This window comes from Streptomyces sp. NPDC006544 (assembly GCF_040611715.1).
Lineage (GTDB): Bacteria > Actinomycetota > Actinomycetes > Streptomycetales > Streptomycetaceae > Streptomyces.
This window is the reverse complement of the sequence record NZ_JBEXOV010000132.1, coordinates 1-17129: the sequence shown is the minus strand read 5'-3', so window position 1 is coordinate 17129 and position 17129 is coordinate 1. Positions and strand designations below refer to the sequence as shown.

Sequence of the window (17129 nt, the reverse complement as noted above, 5' to 3'; positions counted from 1 at the left end):
AGTTGCCTACGCGTCACGACCACAGTCCTACCGGATTCCACCCCGCGCAGGGGGAAGAACTTAGAAGCTGATCACGACATCACACAGGCCCTAGGCGGGCTCCGGAAGGCGGCGGGCCAGGGCCCAGGCCAGCAGGGGGAGGGCGGCCAGGGGGAGCAGGGCCGTGCCCACGGACGTGGCGTCGGCCGCGGCCCCGATGACGGGGCTCGCGAGGCCGCCGATGCTGACGGTCAGTCCCAGGGTGACCCCGCTCGCCGTGCCCATGCGCGTCGGGAGGTAGTCCTGGCCCAGGGTGACCTGGAGGGAGAACGGCACGTACAGCGCGGCGGCGGCCAGCGCCGCGCACCCGTACACGAGCGGCAGCGGGAGGAAGAGGATGCCCGCGACGGCGGGTACCGCCGCCGCGTAGGCGCGGTGGACGGTGGTGACCCGGCCCCAGCGCGTGGCCAGCCGGCCGCCGAGGAGGGTGCCGCCGGCGCTGCCGGCGAAGAGCGCGAACAGGGCCACCGCGCCGGCCGTTGCACTGCCGCCGCGCTCGCGGACGTACAGGGCGATGAACGTGCTCAGCCCCATGAAGACCACCGAGCGGACCACGACGACCAGGGAAAGCCGGAGGAAGGCCCGCCAGTCGTCCTCAGGGCCCGCTTGCGCGGTCGGTCCGGTCTCGGCCCGGGCCTGGGAACGCGCGGCGGCCGGTGGCCAGTTGAGGAACACCCCCAGCGCGGCCGGGACGGCCAGCAGCCACCATCCCGCGGAGCCCGGGAGCGCCAGCGCGGCGACGACCAGCAGGGGAGCGCAGGCGAAGCCGATGTTGCCGCCGAGCGCGAACCAGCTCATCGCGCCGTGCCCGGAGCCGCCCATCACGCGCACGAGCCGGGCGGCCGCCGGATGGTAGGCGGCGACGCCCAGCCCCGACAGGGCGACGGCGGCCAGCGTGGCCGCGTACCCGGCGTCGAGCCCGACCAGGGCCACGCCCAGCCCCGCGGCGGCCGTGGCCAGCGGGATCAGCCAGGGCGTCGGCCGGCGGTCGGTCAGCGCTCCGAACAGTGGCTGGACCACGGAGGAGAGCAGGGAGGCGGCCAGCACGATGCCCGAGGCGGCCGCGTAGCCGTACGCGCGCTCGGAGACGAGGAAGGGGACGAGCGCGGCGACGGCGCCCTGGTAGACGTCCACGCACGAGTGGCCCGCCGAGAAGGCGGCCGTGCGGAGCCGTGCGGGCGATCGGGGCGAAGGGGTGGACGGGGCCGAGGGCTCGGCGCGGGGTGTCGGTGCCGGTGTCGTGGAGGTCACCGAACGAGAATCGCCGTCGCCCGGGGCGGCCCGCTTCCGATAAATTGCCGGGTGATGCAGAAAATCCGCCACACCCCCCGCGCGGCGACGAGCGTCCGCGAGCTCGACACCCACCACGGCATCGATCCGCACCACCACGACGACCACCAGATCTGCTACGCCGGTTCCGGGGTGCTGTCCGTGACGACCGACGCCGGCACCTGGGTCGCCCCGACCACCCGCGCCCTGTGGATCCCGGCCGGCACGGTGCACGAGCACCGTGCGTTCGGCCGCGTCGACCTGCACTGCGTGGGCCTGCCGACCCACCAGAACCCGCTCTCCCTGTTCGCCCCCGCCGTGCTGGCCGTCGGTCCGCTGCTGCGCGAGCTGATCCTCGCCTACACCCGGGGCCCCGAGGACGGCAGCGAGGAGCGGCGCCGGATGCTCGGCGTGCTGCTGGACCAGGTGCGGGCCTCGCCCCTGCAGCCCCTGCACCTGCCCGCCCCCGCCGATCCCCGGCTGGCCGCCGTGTGCGCCCTGCTCCACGCCGACCCGGCGGACCCCCGCGGGCTGGCGGAGCTCGCGGCAGCGGCGGCAGCGGGAGCGGGGGAGCGGACGCTGAGCCGGCTGTTCCGCGCCGAGCTCGGCATGACGTTCCCCCAGTGGCGGACGCAGCTGCGCCTGCACCAGGCGCTGCGGCTGCTGGCCGTCGACACCCCCGTGACGGCGGTCGCGCACCGCTGCGGATGGTCCTCGGCCAGCGCGTTCATCGACGTCTTCCGCCGGGCCTTCGGGCACACCCCGGGGACACACGCCCGGGCGTCCCTTCCGGATCCCGCCGCGCGCCGGGATCCGACGGGGGAGGTCCCGCCCGGCTCGCCTCCCGCGCGCCCCCGGACGACCATGGAGTGAAGGGTCCGCCCGAGGCCCCGTACCCGACCGGGCCGGCCCGGAGCTGGGAGGCTTCCGTGGTGCACGCGCGAACGACCGCCACGACCGACGCCACGGGCACGACCGAGGTACTGATCGCGGGCGCCGGTCCGGTCGGACTGAGCGCGGCCGCCGAACTGCGCCGGCACGGCGTGAGCTGCCGTCTCGTCGACCGGCTGCCGGCCCGCCTGCCGTACGCGAAGGCGGTCGGCATCCAGCCGCGCACGCTGGAGGTGTGGGACCGGATGGGACTGGCCCGCACCGTCCTGGAGGCCGCGCTCCCGATGCGGGGACAGCTGCTCTACGTCAACGGCCGCCGGCAGGCGCGGGTGGACCTCGTGCTGCCTCCCGAGGTGCCGTACGGATTCGCCGCGCTGCCTCAGTACGAGACGGAGCGCCTCATCGAGGAGTACGTCGCCGGCCTGGGCACGGTCATCGAACGCGGCACCGAACTGCTGTCCTTCACCCAGGACGAGGACGGGGTCACCGCCCGGCTGCGCACCGCCTCCGGCGCCGAGGAGGAGCTGCGCGCCCGCTACCTGATCGGCTGCGACGGGGCGCACAGCACCGTGCGCAAGGGGCTGGGCCTGCGCTTCGAGGGCGATGCGTTCGCCGAGGGGTACATGCTGGCCGACGTGGTGGCCGACTGGGACCTGCCGTACGGCTACGGCCTGCGGTCCACGCACCGCGCCGACGACGGTTCCACCGACGACGTGCTCGTCTGCATCCCGCTGCCCGGCAAGGGCCGCTACCGCATGTCGATGCTGGTCCCGCCCGAACTCGCCGCCCGCGAGGCCGGGCCGGAGTCCGGCCGGGCGTCCGCGGGGAATCCGGGGGCCGCCGCGCCGGCCGACGGCGACGGCGTGGTGCACGGCCTGGCGGGCGGGGCGCAGGGAGCCCGCGTCCCCGAGCTGTCCCACATCCAGGCCGTCGTCGACCGCCTCGCCCCGCACCCGGCCGCCCTCTCCGGACTGCGCTGGTCGTCCGTCTTCCGCATCAGCCACCGCATCGTCGACCGCTACGGCGAAGGACGCGTCTTCGTCGCGGGCGACGCCGCCCACATCCACCCGCCGACCGGCGCCCAGGGCATGAACACCGGTATCCAGGACGCCTGCAATCTGGCCTGGAAGCTCGCCTTCGTCCTGCGGGGGGCGGCGGGCCCCGCCCTGGTCGCCGGCTACGACGCCGAGCGCCGCCCCGTCGGCGAGGAGGTCGTCGGCCGGACCGTACGGCACGCCAGGAACGGCATGGAAGGCGACCCCGAGGACCCGCGGACCCTGATGCTCCGTGAGGCCCAGCTGCTCGTCGGCTACCGGGGCGGACCGCTCGCCCCGGCGTCCGCCGGCTCCTCGAACTCCTCGGCCTCCGCCGGGCCGGCCGGGCCGGCCGACGTGCCCCGGCCCGGCGACCGGGCCCCGGACTGCGCGGGGCTGACCCAGTCCATCGCCGCCTACTCCTCGCGCCTGTTCGACGTCCTGCGCGGCCGCACGGGGCACGTGGTGCTCCTGTACGCGGCGGACGGCGACGGCGACGTCCTGGCCCGGGCGGCCGGCGCCGCCGAGCGGATCCGGACGGCGGGTACGGCGCCGCCGGCCGACGGCGGCGCGGCCACCCCGGCGGACCTCCCCCTCGGCGCCTCCGCCAGGGGGGCCACCGGAGGACCGCTCCCCGGGACCGGCCCGCACACCGTGGCCGTCCTCGCCCGCGAGGCCGCGCCCGCGGCGTCCGAGGGCCTGACCGTCGCCGCGTACCGGGACGCCGCCGGAGAGTTCGCCCGGCTCTACCGCCCCGACGGCCCGACGGGCTTCGTCGTACGCCCGGACGGCTACCTCGCCGCCCGCTTCCCGCTCGCCGACACGGCGGCGTCCCTCGCCGGATACCTGGAGATCCTCTCGGCCTAGTGCTGGGCCGGGTCCGGGCCGGGTCCGGGCTAGGTCTTCTCCTTCAGCCGGCGGACGACCTCCTCGGAGAGGCGCCTTTGCAGTTCGGCGAGCTGCTCGGGCGTGTAGCCGGTGAGGTCGCCCACGGCCCCGGGCGCCGCGGTCCCGTCCTCCTTCGGTTTCTGTTTCTCGCGCTCCCTGCGCTGGAGCTCCTGCTCCTCCGGCGAGCCGGGCGCGGCGTACGCGCACCTGATGAGTCCACCGTCGGCGGCCTTCAGGCAGGTCGCCTCCCGGCCGTCAACCTGCCCGCGGCCCTCCACCCGGTACCGGATGTTCTGCTCGCTGCCGACGGTGGCGGTCCACGTGCTGCCGCCGGTGGGCACGAGCTCGAACACCCTGTCGTCGTTGTAGCAGCAGACGTCCCGGTACTCGGCCTTGATCAGTGCGACGAGCGCCTTCGGCGAGGACCACGTCGGACTGAGCCGGTGGATGGTCATCGGAGCCAGGCCGCCGCCCCGGTGGCGGGTCGGGACGGTCGAGACGGCCACGACCGAGCTGGCCTCCCCCTGCGGGGTCAGCGGGGTGACGTACGCGCTGCGACCGCTCTTGTCTCGGTACTGGAGCGTGAACTCCGACTCGTTGCCCTCGTTGGCGCCGTCCTCGGAGGCGTCCCAACCGCTGCGCTCGTACCACCAGTCGGCGAAACTGCCGACCGCGGCCGTACCCTCGCGCTGCCGGGCCGCGAGACTCAGCGGATAGGACGGTCCGGGCACGGAGGTCGTGTCGTCGGTGATCGTGATTCTGCCGGTCCGCCCGTCGTACAGCGCGAGTCCGGCGGGCCGTTCGGTCACCACCAGGGTCCCGGTCTGCCGCTTGAGCGGCACGGCCACGACCGGGACACCGTCCGAGCAGGTCACGTACGCGTCGCCCGCGTCGAAGCGGACCCAGCGCCTCGCGGCCGAGATCTTCCGGCCCAGGTTGTGGCCGAACCACCCGCCGATCCGGGCGTCCGCCTTCTCCACGTCGAACGAACAGCGCTCCTGCGTACGGCTGTTGCCGCCGAGCGGGACGTCCTGGACCAGCCCGACCTCGTACCCGGACAGCCATCCGCGCCGTTCGACCAGCGTCGCGAACCGGTCCGAGTCGGGGAGGTAGGTGATGTCGGAGATCTCGCCGGTGACGTCGCCGAGATGGGGTGCGGCCTGCGCCTTCCCGACCACGTAGGGCGCCCGGGCGGACAGTTCGGGCACCGCCTCCGTCACGACCCGTACGTCGTGCATGTACGCGCGGTCCTGGAGGTAGGCGCCGTACACCAGCCACCACACCGCGAGGCCGAGGCCGAGCACGCCGGCCAGACATCCGACGGCCGCCGCCGCGCCGCCTCCGCCCGCCGCCGCGTCCGCGGTGCTCCGGCGACGCCGAACGGCCCGGACCAGCAGCCAGGGCAGCCCGACGAGGGCGGCGGCCAGCAGGGGCACGGCCAGCCAGGAAAGGAGCTTGCGCAGCTCCCACACCAGGATGGTGGTGTAGTACGAGCCGTACCAGAGGGCCAGAGCGGCCAGAAGTACCGGTAACCCCACCCGCAGTGTGCGGCCCATCAGCGCCCCCCGACGTCAGCTCGCTCGATTGTGCACCCCGCGCCGTCGCTTGTCAGTCGCTCGGCCCCGGTGCTTCCCGGACGGTCCGTTGCCGGGTACGCGGGGGCGGGTCTCCCACCCGGCCGTCGACGCGGCGCGCCCTTCATACTGGCCGGTGTGAACACCGAAGACGCCGCGCGCGACGCCGCCCGCGCTGACACCCGCGCCGCCACCCACGCCGCCCACCGGGCCGACGCTTCCGGGGACGCCGTGCTGTGCTCGGTCGAGGGCCGGACCGGGATGATCACCCTCAACCGCCCCAAGGCCCTCAACGCCCTCACCCACCCCATGGTGCTGGACATCGCCGAGGCCCTGACCGGCTGGGAGCGGGATCCGGACGTCGACCAGGTGCTGCTGCGCGGCGCGGGCGAGCGCGGGCTGTGCGCCGGCGGCGACATCCGGGCGATCCACGACGACGCCAAGGCCGGGACCAGGGCCTCGGCCGGCTTCTGGCGCGACGAGTACCGCCTCAACGCGTACATCGCCCGCTACCCCAAGCCGTACGTCGCCCTCATGGACGGCATCGTGATGGGCGGCGGGGTCGGCGTCTCCGCCCACGGCAGCGTCCGCGTCGTCACCGAACGCTCGCGGATCGCCATGCCCGAAACCGGCATCGGCTTCGTCCCGGACGTGGGCGGCACCCATCTCCTCGCCCGGGCCCCGGGCCTGCTCGGCACCCACCTCGCCCTCACCGGGTCGGCGGTGCCGGCCGCGGACGCGCTGCTGTGCGGGCTCGCGGACCACTTCGTACCCGCCGGCCGGCTGTCCGCGCTGGCCGCCGACCTGGCTCTCGCCCCCGCCCACGAGGTGCTGGCACGCCACGCCGCCACCCCCGAGCCCGGCCGGCTCGCCGAGTGGCGGGGCTGGATCGACCACTGCTACGCGGCGGCCACCGTCGAGGAGATCGTCGAGCGGCTGCTCGGGCAGGGCGACCCGGCGGCCAAGGAGGCCGCCGAGACGATCCTCGCCAAGTCCCCGACCGCGCTCAAGGTGACCCTGGAGGCGGTGCGCAGGGCCGGCGCCCTCGGGGATCTGGAGGCGGTGCTCGACCAGGAGTTCCGGGTCTCCTGCCACGCGCTCGGCTCGCCCGACCTGGTGGAGGGCATCCGCGCCCAGGTCATCGACAAGGACCGCAGCCCGCGCTGGTCCCCGGCCACGCTCGGCGAGGTCACCGGGGAGGACGTGGCCCGCTTCTTCGCCCCGCTGGTCTGAGCGGGCGCGCGAGCGCCCCGAGCACGGCCGCCCGAGCTCCGCACGGCCGCCCCCGCCGCGCCCCCGGCGTGGTCAGCGGTAGCCGGTGGTGTCCGCCGGCCGGCCCGGGTCCTGGACCTCGACCATGTAACGCCAGGCGTCCGGGCGGCTTCCGTCGACGTCGGTGAAGCCGTAGACCCCGGCGAGCTGCCCGCTGGAGAGCGACTGACCGTTCCAGCGGGCCACTTCCGGGTCGGTCGCCAGCGCCGCGACGGCGCGGCCGACGTAGAACGGGGTCTCCGAGATGCCGAAGTGCGGGACCTTCTCCAAGGCGTCCCGCCAGTTCGCCTCGGAGACACCGAAGTGGTCGAGCATCATCTCCGAGCGCAGCCAGCCCGGAGTCAGCGCCACCGCCGTCGCCCCGCGCGGTCCCACCTCGTGCCCGAGCGCGAACGCCATGCGCAGCACCGCCGACTTGGCGATGTCGTAGAAGAACGAGACCCGGTAGCGGCTCGCGTTGTACTCCGCCGTGCCGTCCGTCATCTCCACGACCAGGCCCCCCGGCTCGCGCAGCAGCAGGGGCAGTGCGAAATGGCTGGTGACGGCGTGGGTCTCCACGGCGAGGCGCAGCAGGCGCAGCCCGTTGTCCAGGTCGTGCTCCCAGACCGTGCTCTCCCACTCGAAGAGCCGCTCGCCGCCCCAGATGTCGTTCACCAGCACGTCGAGGCGGCCCTGCTCGGCGTCGATCCGGCCGACCAGCGCCTCGACCTCGGCGGGCGCCAGATGGTCGGCGACCACCGCGATGCCCTGCCCGCCCGCAGCCGATACCAGCTCGGCCGTCTCCTCGACCGTCTCCGGACGGTCGTACTCGGAGCGCCGGCCGCGGGTGCTGCGCCCGCTCACGTACACGGTCGCGCCGCACGCGCCCAGTGCGACCGCGATGCCCCGTCCCGCGCCCCGGGTCCCCCCGGCCACCAGCGCGACCTTGCCTTCGAGTGTCCGCTGCCCCTCGCTGTCCGTCATGACGGCGACCCTACGGCGCCCGCGTGCGGCCGAGGCGGTACGGCGCGGCGCGGTAGGACGGCGGGCGTCCGGATGTCCGCTTCCGGGACGTGCCGGGACAGGGCTTGAACAACCCGGCCTCCAGGCCGCACTGTTGGCCGAGGTCCGTCCATGTCGTCAGGAGATCCGGCTTGTCCTCCGATCACGCAAGCGCGCACGTCATCGACCCCGCCGGCGGCTGCCCGCACGCCCTCAACGCCCGGCTGCGGGCCCAGGGACCCGTAGCCGAGGTGGTCCTGCCCGGCGGTGTACCCGGCGCCGTCGTCCTCGGGCACGAGGCGTTGAAGGAGTTCCTCGCCCACCCCGACGTGGCCAAGGACGCCCGGCACTTCCCGGCCCTGCACGACGGCACCATCGCACCGGACTGGCCGCTGCGGGTCTTCGCCGACGCGCAGGGCATGCACACCGCGGACGAAGCCGACCACCGCCGGCTGCGCTCGCTGGTGGGCAACGCCTTCACCGTCCGCCAGGTGGAGCGGCTGCGCCCGCGGATCGAGGAGCTGACGGCCGCGCTGCTGGACGACCTGGACCGGGCGGCCGCCGAAGCCCCCGACGGGGTCGCGGACCTGCGCACGCACTTCGCGCTCCCGCTCCCGATGAGCGTGATCTGTGAACTGCTCGGCGTGGACCCGGAGCACCGGGGGCGGCTGCACGAGCTCTCGAACACGGTCATCGTCGCGACCGACGCCGCCCCGGGCGAGGTCATGGCGGCCGTGCGGGAGCTCGTCGAGCTGATCGGGGCCATCGCCGCCGCCCGCCGGGCCGCCCCGGGCGAGGACCTGACGAGCGCCCTGATAGCAGCCCGCGACGGAGAGGGGGACCGGCTCAGCGAGGCCGAACTCACGGGCACCATGCGGCTGATGCTGGTCGCCGGCCACGAGACGACCCTCAACCTGATCAGCAACGCGGTGCGCGCCCTGTGCACCCACCGCGACCAGCTCGCGCTGGTCCTGGAAGGGAAGGCCACCTGGTCGGACGTGGTCGACGAGACCCTGCGCTACGACGCCCCGGTGAGCTGGTTTCCCTTCCGCTACCCGACCCGCGACCTGGCCGTGGGCGGGACGGTGATCCCGCAGGGCACCCCGGTCCTCGCCGGCTACACGGCGGCGGGCCGTGACGAGGCCTTCCACGGACCCGACGCCGACCGCTTCGACATCACCCGTGCCACCGCGGCCCGCAACCTCTCCTTCGGCCACGGCGCCCACTACTGCGTGGGCGCCCCGCTCGCCCGCCTGGAGGCCACGACCGCCCTGGAGGCCCTCTTCACCCGTTTCCCGGACCTCGACCTGGCCGTCCCCGAACCCGGACTCCCGCACCAGCGCAGCTTCATCGGCAACAGCGTGGAGTCGCTGCCGGTCCGGTTGGCGCGGCGATAGGCGGGGCTTCGCCGCCGGCCTTCGCCTACGGGCCGCGCGGCGGGGAGATCTCCGTGCTCAGCCATCCCAGGGCGTCCGGGTACATCCCGGTCCAGGTCTGGAAGTTGTGGCCGCCCTCCGGGCGGACCAGGGTCTTCACCCGGACGCCGGAGCCCTCGGCCGCCTTGGCGAAGGCCGCCAGCTGCTTCACCGGGCTGTCCTTGTCCTGCGCGGAGGTGGCCAGGAACAGCCCGACGTCCGCCTTCTTCGTGTGCGCGACCAGCCACATCGGGCTGTTGCGCTCCCGCAGCACCGGATCGGTGAGCACGTCCGGATCCCCGGTCAGCGGATCCGGGTCCAGGGCGGCGCCCGCCCGGAACACCCGCGGGTACTGGAGCGGAAGCTTGGCCGCGCAGAACGCCCCGGTCGAGATGCCCATCAGGCCCCATCCGCCGGGCCCGGCCAGGGTGCGGAACTTCTTGGCGACCAGTTCCGGCACGTCCCGCGCGAGCCAGTCGGCCAGCTTGCGCCGCGGGGTGTCGGTGCAGTCCGTGTTCACGCCGCCCGGGTACAGCTCGGGCATCACCAGGATGAACGGGGAGGCCGCGCCCAGCCGGACGAGCTGCTCCAGCGCGCCCGGCATGCCGCCGACGTCGATCCAGCTGCGCGGCGAGCCGGGGTAACCGTGCAGGAGCATCAGTACGGGGAACCGGGTCCTGTCCGCGCCCGGGGCGTCGTACTCCGGGGGAGTCCAGACGATCACCTGGCCGGCGAGCTTCGAACGGGAGCCGCGGAAGTACGTGCTGCGGGTCCCGTCGCCGCCCAGGGTGAAGGTCGCCCGGCCGGGAGGCGGACCGGTCATGGCGGAGGCGTTCTGTCCGGTGCCGGTGCCCAGCAGATCCTCCCAGGAGGAGTACAGGCCGTAGCTCCCGTTGATCCAGGTGGCCACCGCGCAGATTGCGGTGAGCTGGCACAGGGCGATCATCGCCAGCCGGGCCGGCCAGCGCACCCAGCCCGGACCGGGGACCCGGTTCCACAGGAGCAGCGCGCCGAGCACGGCCAGCGCGGCGACGACGATCAGCGTGGCGAGGAACGACGTACTGGTCAGCTCCACGGCGCCGGCTCCTGACCTGCGGGACCGTCGGACGCATGATGACGGACGGTCCAGGAAATGACGGACAATCAATGAAATGTACGGCGCCCGCCGTCCCGGAGGGGCGCGGGGCGCGGCCGTGTCGGGGAGGTGCGACGGGGTCCCGTCGCGCGGGTCCAGCGGCTCTGCAGGTCAGGACGGCGGACCTGGGGTAGATTCACCGCCTGTTCACCGGCACGACACCTGGGATTTCGTACGCGCAGGTGCCGTATGCGGCATGATCGACGGGGATATGCGGAATACGCCGAAAAAGACGAATCACCGGATTCATTCCGGAGTGCGGGTGCGAGTGGCGCCAGTGGCCTCGGCGCGTGCGGTCTACCAGGTCAAGCTGCTGCTCGATCCGGACCACGTGCTGGACGCCGAGGGCCGGCCCACGGAGGCGGCGGCCACCGCACTGTCGCTCGGCGCACCCGGCCGGGTCGAGGTCGCCCAGTACGTGGACGACGCCGGACAGAGCCTGAACGGCCAGGGCTGGATCGTCCGCATCCGGCGTCACGACGACGAGAACCGGATCCGCCTCGCCTACAAGGCCCGCTTCGAGATCGAGGGCGACGGGGCGGAGCCGGCGGCCGTGCGCCGGGTCATGGACCGGGCGCGCCTGCACAACTTCGGAGCCCGCGACGCGAACTACACCGTTCAGGTGAATCTCAGCCACACCCGCGCCACCCTCGACTTCACCAACAAGAAGTGCCGGCCGGTGCCGGGCCTGGCTCCAGGAGAGCTCCCCGGACTCGACGTGTCGCGCGCGCTCGTCCTGGACCGGCTCCCGGGAAAGCTGGCCAAGTGGGGTGCGAAACCGGCCGGTTGGGCGGAGTCGGTCACCGCTTCGTCCCGTCTCCACGGGCCCGTGAGGCAGGCCAACTATCCTGGCCGCATGCTCGACCACGCGATGGAGACACAAGTCAGCCGGCTGCGCACCAAGACCGGCGAGCTGGCCTGGTTCACCGAGATCACGGCCAAGGCGCGCACCCTGCGGGGAGCCGTCGAGCTGCGTTCCGACCTGATGGGCAAGCTGCGGGCCGAGGGCTGGCTGCTGGAGCGCGACGCCTTCAAGACCGACCTCATCCTCGGCCGGTGAAGGTCCCCTCCACGGGGCCGATACCCGGTCCGGCCGACGCCCCGCAGACCGGTCCGGTCCGGGTGGCCCACCTGGCCGACCTGCACATAGGGTCCGTACTGGGCGGGCTGGCCGACTACCGCGGGGCACCGGCCATAGACCCGCGCGAGGCTCCGTACGAGGCCCTGCGCGCGGCCGTGCGCCACATCGTCGAAGGCGGCTACGGCGCGGTGCTCGTCGCCGGCGACGTCTTCGACCGCCGCCACGCCGACGCCCGGGCGCTGGCCGCCTGCCAGGACGCCCTCGGCGCCTTCCACGAAGCCGGGCTGTACACGGCGGTGGTCTCGGGCAACCACGACGCGCAGACCCCGCTCCCGCACAAACTGCACCTCCCGCCGTCCGTGCGCTGGTTCGGCGCCGACGCCCCCGAGTCGGTGTCCTGGCCGAGCCTCGGCATCACCGTGCACGGCCGGTCCGTGGCGGACCCCGACGAGCGGCGCGACCTCGCCGCCGGGTACCCGCGCCGGATCCCCGGAACCGTGAACATAGGGCTCCTGCACACCAGCCTCCACGGGGCCTGGAGCCGCCGGGTCTGCGCGCCGACCACCCCCGGGACGCTGGAGCGCGCCGGGTACGACTACTGGGCGCTCGGCCACGTCCACCACCGCCTGGTCCCGGGCACGGGCGCCTTCGCGGTGTACCCGGGCAACACGCACGCGCGGGGCCCCGGCGAGCCGGGCGGCCGTGGCTTCACCGAGCTCCTCATCGACGTGGACGCCGCCGTCGACGCGGATCCCGAGGACACCGACGGCGCGCGCGCCCGGATCGGGATCCGGCCCGTGGACACCGCCCCGGTGCGCTACGAGAGCCTGCACCTCCCGTACGAGGCGACCGCCGAGGCCGAACTGCCGGACCGGTTCGCGGACGGCCCGCGACCGCCCGCCGGCGGCGCCGTCGTCTGGACCCTCAGCGCCGCCACCCCGCCCGCCCTCCTCCACCGGGCCCGCGCCCTGGCCGGCCCGGCCGCCATGGTCTGTCCCGCCGAGGTCCCGGCCGCCTGACGCGGACCGGCCCGTCCGGGCGCCCGGTTCCGCGCTATCGCCCCGAGACCGACACGGACACCGCGTGCCAGCCGGTCGCCCCGTCGGGGAGGGTCGCCGCCCGTTCCCCCGTCTGCACGGCGCCCGTGCCGTCCGTGGCGCGGACCTCCAGGACGTGACGCCCGGGAGCCGCCTCCCACTGCCACACCCACTGGCGCCAGGTGTCGTTCCCGTCGGCCTCCGCGAGCCGGGCCTCCCGCCACCGGCCCGCGTCCACCCGGACCTCGACCCGGGAGATGCCCCGGTGCTGCGCCCAGGCCACCCCGGCGACCGCCACCCGGCCGGCCGTGAGCTCGGCGCCGGAGCGCGGGGTGTCGATGCGCGACTGGGTCTTGACCGGCGCCCGCGGGGCCCACGACCGTCGCACCCAGTACGCGTCGTACGCGTCGAAGGTGGTGAGCCGCAGCTCGCGCAGCCACTTGCACGCGGAGACGTATCCGTACAGTCCCGGGACGACCATCCGTACGGGGAAGCCGTGCTCGAAGGGGAGCGGGCCGCCGTTCATCCCGACGGCCAGCAGCGCCTCCCGGCCGTCCAGCACCGTCTCGACGGGGGTGCCGAGGGTCATCCCGTCCACCGAACGCGCCACCAGCTGGTCGGCCGGACCGCCCTGTGACGGGGGGCGGACCCCCGCCTCGCGCAGCAGATCGGCGAGGCGGACGCCGAGCCAGCGGGCGTTGCCCGCGTACGGGCCGCCGACCTCGTTGGACACGCAGGTGAGGGTGATGTCGTGCTCGACCAGCGGGCGGGCGAGCAGCTCCCGCAGGCCAAGGGTCAGGGGCGCGTCCACTCCGTCCCCGTGGATGAGCAGCCGCCAGGAGTCCGCGTCCACGCGCGGGACGACCAGGGCGGTGTCCACGCGGTAGAAGTCCCCGTTCGGGGTGACGAAGGGGGAGAGCCCGGGAATCCGCAGGTCCGCGCCGGCCGGCACCGGCGGCGCGGGCGCGGCGGGCGCGGGCAGGACGAGGCCCGCCCGGGAGGCGGTGGCGCCCGCCGACCCGAAGGCCCCGAGCCGGCGGCCGGCGTACCCGGCCCCGGCCGACAGGGCCACGGCGGCGAGGGCGAGGCGCCCGAAGCGGCGCCGGTCCATGCCCTCGGCTCCGGCCACCGGGCCGGGCCGGGGCAATGCCGTGACCAGCAGGTACAGGACCACGGCGGCCGCCAGGCCGCCCGCGAGCGAGGGCAGTGCGTCCTTCCAGGTGGCCTCCGGCCGGCTGACCGCGGCCGCCGCCCCGGCCACCCCGAAGGCCGCCGCGAGGGCGATTCCCGCCGACCGGTGCCGTACGGCGAGCACCCCGGCCGCCATCGCGACGGCGGCCAGGAGGATGACGATCCCGAGGGTCAGGACCAGCTTGTCGGCCGTCGCGAACTGGCGGATCGCCCACTCCTTGAGGGCAGCCGGGGTGCGGTCCACCACGGCCCCGCCGACGGCGGTGACGGGGGAGGCCTCAGGCCGCACGGCCACCGCGACCAGCTCCGCCAGCGCCAGCCCGGCGAAGGCGGCGACCAGTCCGCTGACGGCGCCGAGCACGTACGGCCGCAGCCGCCCCGGGGTCCCCTTCGTGCGGGTCATCTCGGGATCACCGCCCGTCGCTGGGGCCGCCGGTCAGCCTGGATTCCAGTGTGACCCCGGAGGGGGCGCTGCGGCGGAGGGGTCAGCCGCCCGGGCGGCGGCCGGCCCGGTCCGCGGCCCGCCGGGCCATGGCCTCCAGGTAGTGCTCCGCAGCCGATGAGCCCGATGAGCCCGACGCCGCCGATGCGCCCGATGCGCCCGAGGGGTCCGGTGTACCCGGGGAGTCCGGCGCGGCAGGTGCGCCCGGCACGGCGCGTGCATCCTGCGCGGCGGCCCGGCGGGTGGTGATCTCCCCGCGCTTGCGCAACTCCACCACCCCGTCCGTGAGCCGCTCCCGCAGGTCGGATCGGCGCGGTCCGTCCGGCGCCCGGTCCGCCGCGGACCGGCCTAACCGGTCCGGGGCGGGGAGGCCGGGGCCGGCCGCTCCGGCGGCGAGGAGCGTCAGCAGCTCCAGCGTCGCGGAGGGCCGGTCCGCGTCGGTCTCGGACACGTCGGACGGGGACATGTCGGTCTGGGACATGGCGGGCGCTCCCGGCGTCGGAAGGAGCGGCCGCCGGCTCGTTCCGCCGGCCGCCCCTGATCGATTTCCGACAGTGAACCGAGCGCTCCGCTCCCGCGACCGGAGGACGGCTCGCGGCTCCCTCGGGGGAGTGGGGAGATTCCCGCGTGAGGGTGAAGATCACCTCATGGCCCGATCTGCGGCGGGGGCGCGGCGCAGGTCATCCGGCCTCGGGAAGGGTGGCCGCGACGGCGGCCGCCAGTTCGTACGGATCGCCGCCGGGCCGGTCCGGATGCCGGGTGGTGAGCCGCGCCCAGCCCTCTTCGAAGGAATGCCAGTCGATCGCCTTCGGCGCGGCCCGGCGCACCAGCGCCTCCTCCAGCGAGGCGAAGTAGGCCGACCAGCGCCGCGCGTACAACTCGCCGATCAGGCCGCCCCATTCGCGGTTCGCGTAGTCGTGCAGGAAGCCGCCCTCGCTGGTGCTCCGCCGGCCCCACACGCTCAGGATCGAGCGGGCGTCGTACTCGTACCGGTCCTGTTCGGCCCGGTCCCCGCCGTGCGAGCGGGCCGCCGACAGCCAGGTGCCGAGCAGGAAGTTCGGGTCGGATCCGACGAGCTCGTCCAACTGCCGCTCGCGGTGGGCCCATTCGGCGGTCAGTTCGCGGAACAGAGTCAGGTTCCCGGCCTCGTAGGCCGTCCTGACGCGCGGCAGCAGCACCCGCGCGTGGTTGGCGAGCGCCTGCCGGGCGGTGTCCACCAGGTCGAAGCGGTAGGCGCTGGAGCCGCGCAGCCGCGGATCCACCTTCAGCAGGTGGTCCAGGGCCCGGCGCACCGAACCGGCGGGATAGCGCATCGACTTGGGGCTCCAGTAGGCCGCTCCCGCCGCCGTCAGGCTCGGCCGGGCCGTGAACGGGCTGTCCTGGGACTCCGACCACAGCCCGGAGGAGGTGCTGTACGGGCCCTTGCGCAGCTCCTCCCACGCCGCCGCGGCCTCGGTGTCCGGGCGTCCGTACCGCCGGCCCGCGAAGTCGGCGAACCACTTCCGCTGGTCGACCGGGCCGGGCTCCCACGCCAGGTCGGTGAACAGGTCGAAGGCCGCCGGGTTGGTCCCCGTGGCCTCCGGCAGATAGGCGATGCCGGTCAGCGCGCTGTCGCTCTTGCCCCGCCAGGACGTGAACCGCTCGAGCCACACCGAGGTGTTCGCGCCGATCGTCGTGTGCCCGCCGAAGTTGTAGATCGTGCCGAGGGCGTACGGGGCGCCGCCCCAACGGGTCTCGCGGTCCAGGCGGTTGTAGCGGTCCGACAGCCCGTCCAGGATCAGCAGCTTCGAGGTGTCCACCCCGGCCAGCAGCTCCTTCGTCGGATCGTCCTGCCAGCCCAGCACCGCCCACAGCGCGCCGGGATGGGCCGCCCACAGGGCCTGCTGCACCGCCCCGGCGGCCTCCTTCACGTCCACGGAGCCCGTCTGGCCGCCCTCGTGCAGCGGGCTCATCCGGTACATGGTGCTGTCCCCGAACAGCGAGCGCTGCTCGGCGTAGAAGGCGGCGGCCAGCTCGGCGAAGACCGGGGAGACCGGGTTCAGCCAGTCCGGCCGGTCGAAGCCCGCCCAGTCGCCCTGCGACACCGTCGTCGCGCCGGGGTTGCGCGCGGCGAAGGACGGCGGCACGGTCCCGAAGTAGCCCGGCAGCACCGGGGTCATGCCCAGGCCGCGCAGCTGCTCGGCGATCCGACCGCCCAGCTCGGCACGCTCGCGCATCAGCCGCTCGGTGACGGGACCGCCGAAGCCGCTCAGGTTCTGCAGCAGCCACCAGCTCTGGTGGCCGGGCCCGGGGATCCACTCCCGCAGCTCCGCCGCGGTGTAGCCGAAGCGCTGGAGCGCCCGGTAGTACGCGTACTCGGCGCCGACCTGGACGAACACCTCGTTGATGCCGTGCAGGGCGAGCAGGTCGATCTGGCGCTGGTGCTGCTCGAAGGTGCGGTACGGGCCCGAGTACCCGTCGTCGGTGTCGTTCAGCGCGTACCGGTGCCGCACCTGCGCGCTGCGGGTGACCGCCGCGGGCACCGCGGGCAGTCGGGCGGGCAGCATGCCGATGCTGTCGCCCGGCCAGCCGATGTCGGCTCCGGCGACGTGCTGGAGGTACCAGCCGACCCCGGTGAGCAGGGTGGCGCCGGTGGAGCCCCGGACGGTGATCGCGCCGGCGGTCCCGGACACGGTGAAGGTGTCGGCGCCGGTGCCGGTGTCGGGCAGCAGCGTGAACTGCGCCGCGTGCCGCGGCAGCAGCCGTTCCAGGGCGGCCCGTGCCGGGGCGGCGTCGAAGGCGCGCGCGCGGGGCGCCGTCCGCGCGGGCTCCCGCTGGCGGCCGGGGACTGTTCGAGATGGTCCACCGCCTCCTGCAGCAGGCCGCTCGCCTGGGCGGCGT

At 74.7% G+C, this 17129-nt stretch carries 13 protein-coding genes; 6 read left to right on the top strand and 7 right to left on the bottom strand.

Annotation, left to right across the window (positions count from 1 at the left end; all coding sequences use genetic code 11):
- Nucleotides 1–90: 90 nt before the first annotated feature.
- A complete protein-coding gene (locus ABZY44_RS34480; RefSeq protein WP_356660906.1) occupies nucleotides 91–1173 on the bottom strand; it encodes an MFS transporter in 1083 nt (360 codons plus the stop codon).
- A 171-nt stretch (nucleotides 1174–1344) separates the two neighbouring features.
- Between ABZY44_RS34480 and ABZY44_RS34475 the strand changes: the two genes are divergently transcribed.
- A complete protein-coding gene (locus tag ABZY44_RS34475) occupies nucleotides 1345–2181 on the top strand; it encodes a helix-turn-helix transcriptional regulator (protein WP_356660904.1) in 837 nt (278 codons plus the stop codon).
- Nucleotides 2182–2237: 56 nt separating this feature from the next.
- Nucleotides 2238–4100 (top strand): FAD-dependent monooxygenase, encoded by a 1863-nt coding sequence (locus ABZY44_RS34470; protein ID WP_356660902.1) that lies wholly within the window; start codon nucleotides 2238–2240, stop codon nucleotides 4098–4100.
- 29 nt (nucleotides 4101–4129) lie between these two features.
- Here ABZY44_RS34470 and ABZY44_RS34465 read toward each other — a convergent pair whose 3' ends face one another.
- Nucleotides 4130–5677, bottom strand: a complete 1548-nt coding sequence (locus ABZY44_RS34465; protein ID WP_356660900.1) for a hypothetical protein — start codon at nucleotides 5675–5677, stop codon at nucleotides 4130–4132.
- 156 nt (nucleotides 5678–5833) lie between these two features.
- On the opposite strand from ABZY44_RS34465, the gene ABZY44_RS34460 reads away from it, so the two are divergent.
- Nucleotides 5834–6928, top strand: a complete 1095-nt coding sequence (locus ABZY44_RS34460; protein ID WP_356660898.1) for an enoyl-CoA hydratase/isomerase family protein — start codon at nucleotides 5834–5836, stop codon at nucleotides 6926–6928.
- 72 nt (nucleotides 6929–7000) lie between these two features.
- On the opposite strand, the gene ABZY44_RS34455 is transcribed toward ABZY44_RS34460, so the two are convergent.
- Complete coding sequence (locus tag ABZY44_RS34455; protein ID WP_356660896.1) at nucleotides 7001–7930, bottom strand: SDR family oxidoreductase; 930 nt, start codon at nucleotides 7928–7930, stop codon at nucleotides 7001–7003.
- A 170-nt stretch (nucleotides 7931–8100) separates the two neighbouring features.
- On the opposite strand from ABZY44_RS34455, the gene ABZY44_RS34450 reads away from it, so the two are divergent.
- On the top strand, nucleotides 8101–9345 hold the full coding sequence (locus tag ABZY44_RS34450) for a cytochrome P450 (protein WP_356660894.1): 1245 nt from the start codon (nucleotides 8101–8103) through the stop codon (nucleotides 9343–9345).
- A 25-nt stretch (nucleotides 9346–9370) separates the two neighbouring features.
- Here the strand turns inward: ABZY44_RS34450 and ABZY44_RS34445 are convergent, their stop codons facing one another.
- Nucleotides 9371–10438 carry an alpha/beta hydrolase-fold protein gene (locus ABZY44_RS34445; RefSeq protein ID WP_356660892.1) on the bottom strand — a complete coding sequence of 356 codons (1068 nt, stop codon included), beginning with the start codon at nucleotides 10436–10438 and terminating at the stop codon, nucleotides 9371–9373.
- 322 nt (nucleotides 10439–10760) lie between these two features.
- On the opposite strand from ABZY44_RS34445, the gene ABZY44_RS34440 reads away from it, so the two are divergent.
- Together ABZY44_RS34440 and ABZY44_RS34435 are read left to right on the top strand one after the other, a co-directional pair.
- Nucleotides 10761–11558, top strand: a complete 798-nt coding sequence (locus ABZY44_RS34440; protein WP_356660890.1) for a hypothetical protein — start codon at nucleotides 10761–10763, stop codon at nucleotides 11556–11558.
- The gene (locus ABZY44_RS34435; protein WP_356660888.1) at nucleotides 11555–12598 is read left to right on the top strand and encodes a DNA repair exonuclease; all 1044 of its coding nucleotides are present in this window, start codon (nucleotides 11555–11557) and stop codon (nucleotides 12596–12598) included. Before ABZY44_RS34440 ends, ABZY44_RS34435 begins: the two co-directional genes overlap by 4 nt.
- Before the next feature lie 34 nt (nucleotides 12599–12632).
- Here ABZY44_RS34435 and ABZY44_RS34430 read toward each other — a convergent pair whose 3' ends face one another.
- From ABZY44_RS34430 to ABZY44_RS34420, 3 genes are all read right to left on the bottom strand, one after another.
- Entirely contained in the window at nucleotides 12633–14210 is a 1578-nt protein-coding gene (locus tag ABZY44_RS34430) for a molybdopterin-dependent oxidoreductase (protein ID WP_356660886.1), read from the bottom strand.
- Between the two features lie 82 nt (nucleotides 14211–14292).
- On the bottom strand, nucleotides 14293–14730 hold the full coding sequence (locus ABZY44_RS34425; protein ID WP_356660884.1) for a hypothetical protein: 438 nt from the start codon (nucleotides 14728–14730) through the stop codon (nucleotides 14293–14295).
- 199 nt (nucleotides 14731–14929) lie between these two features.
- Nucleotides 14930–17129: alpha-N-acetylglucosaminidase (locus tag ABZY44_RS34420; RefSeq protein WP_356660882.1), on the bottom strand; the 2200-nt coding region annotated here is incomplete at its 5' end.

Excerpts from the sequence above, each read along its gene's own strand:
- ABZY44_RS34475 (WP_356660904.1), top strand. The coding sequence starts at position 1,345 with ATGCAGAAAATCCGCCACACCCCCCGCGCGGCGACGAGCGTCCGCGAG.
- ABZY44_RS34465 (WP_356660900.1), bottom strand. The coding sequence starts at position 5,677 with ATGGGCCGCACACTGCGGGTGGGGTTACCGGTACTTCTGGCCGCTCTG.
- ABZY44_RS34455 (WP_356660896.1), bottom strand. The coding sequence starts at position 7,930 with ATGACGGACAGCGAGGGGCAGCGGACACTCGAAGGCAAGGTCGCGCTG.
- ABZY44_RS34430 (WP_356660886.1), bottom strand. The coding sequence starts at position 14,210 with ATGACCCGCACGAAGGGGACCCCGGGGCGGCTGCGGCCGTACGTGCTC.
- ABZY44_RS34425 (WP_356660884.1), bottom strand. The coding sequence starts at position 14,730 with ATGTCCCAGACCGACATGTCCCCGTCCGACGTGTCCGAGACCGACGCG.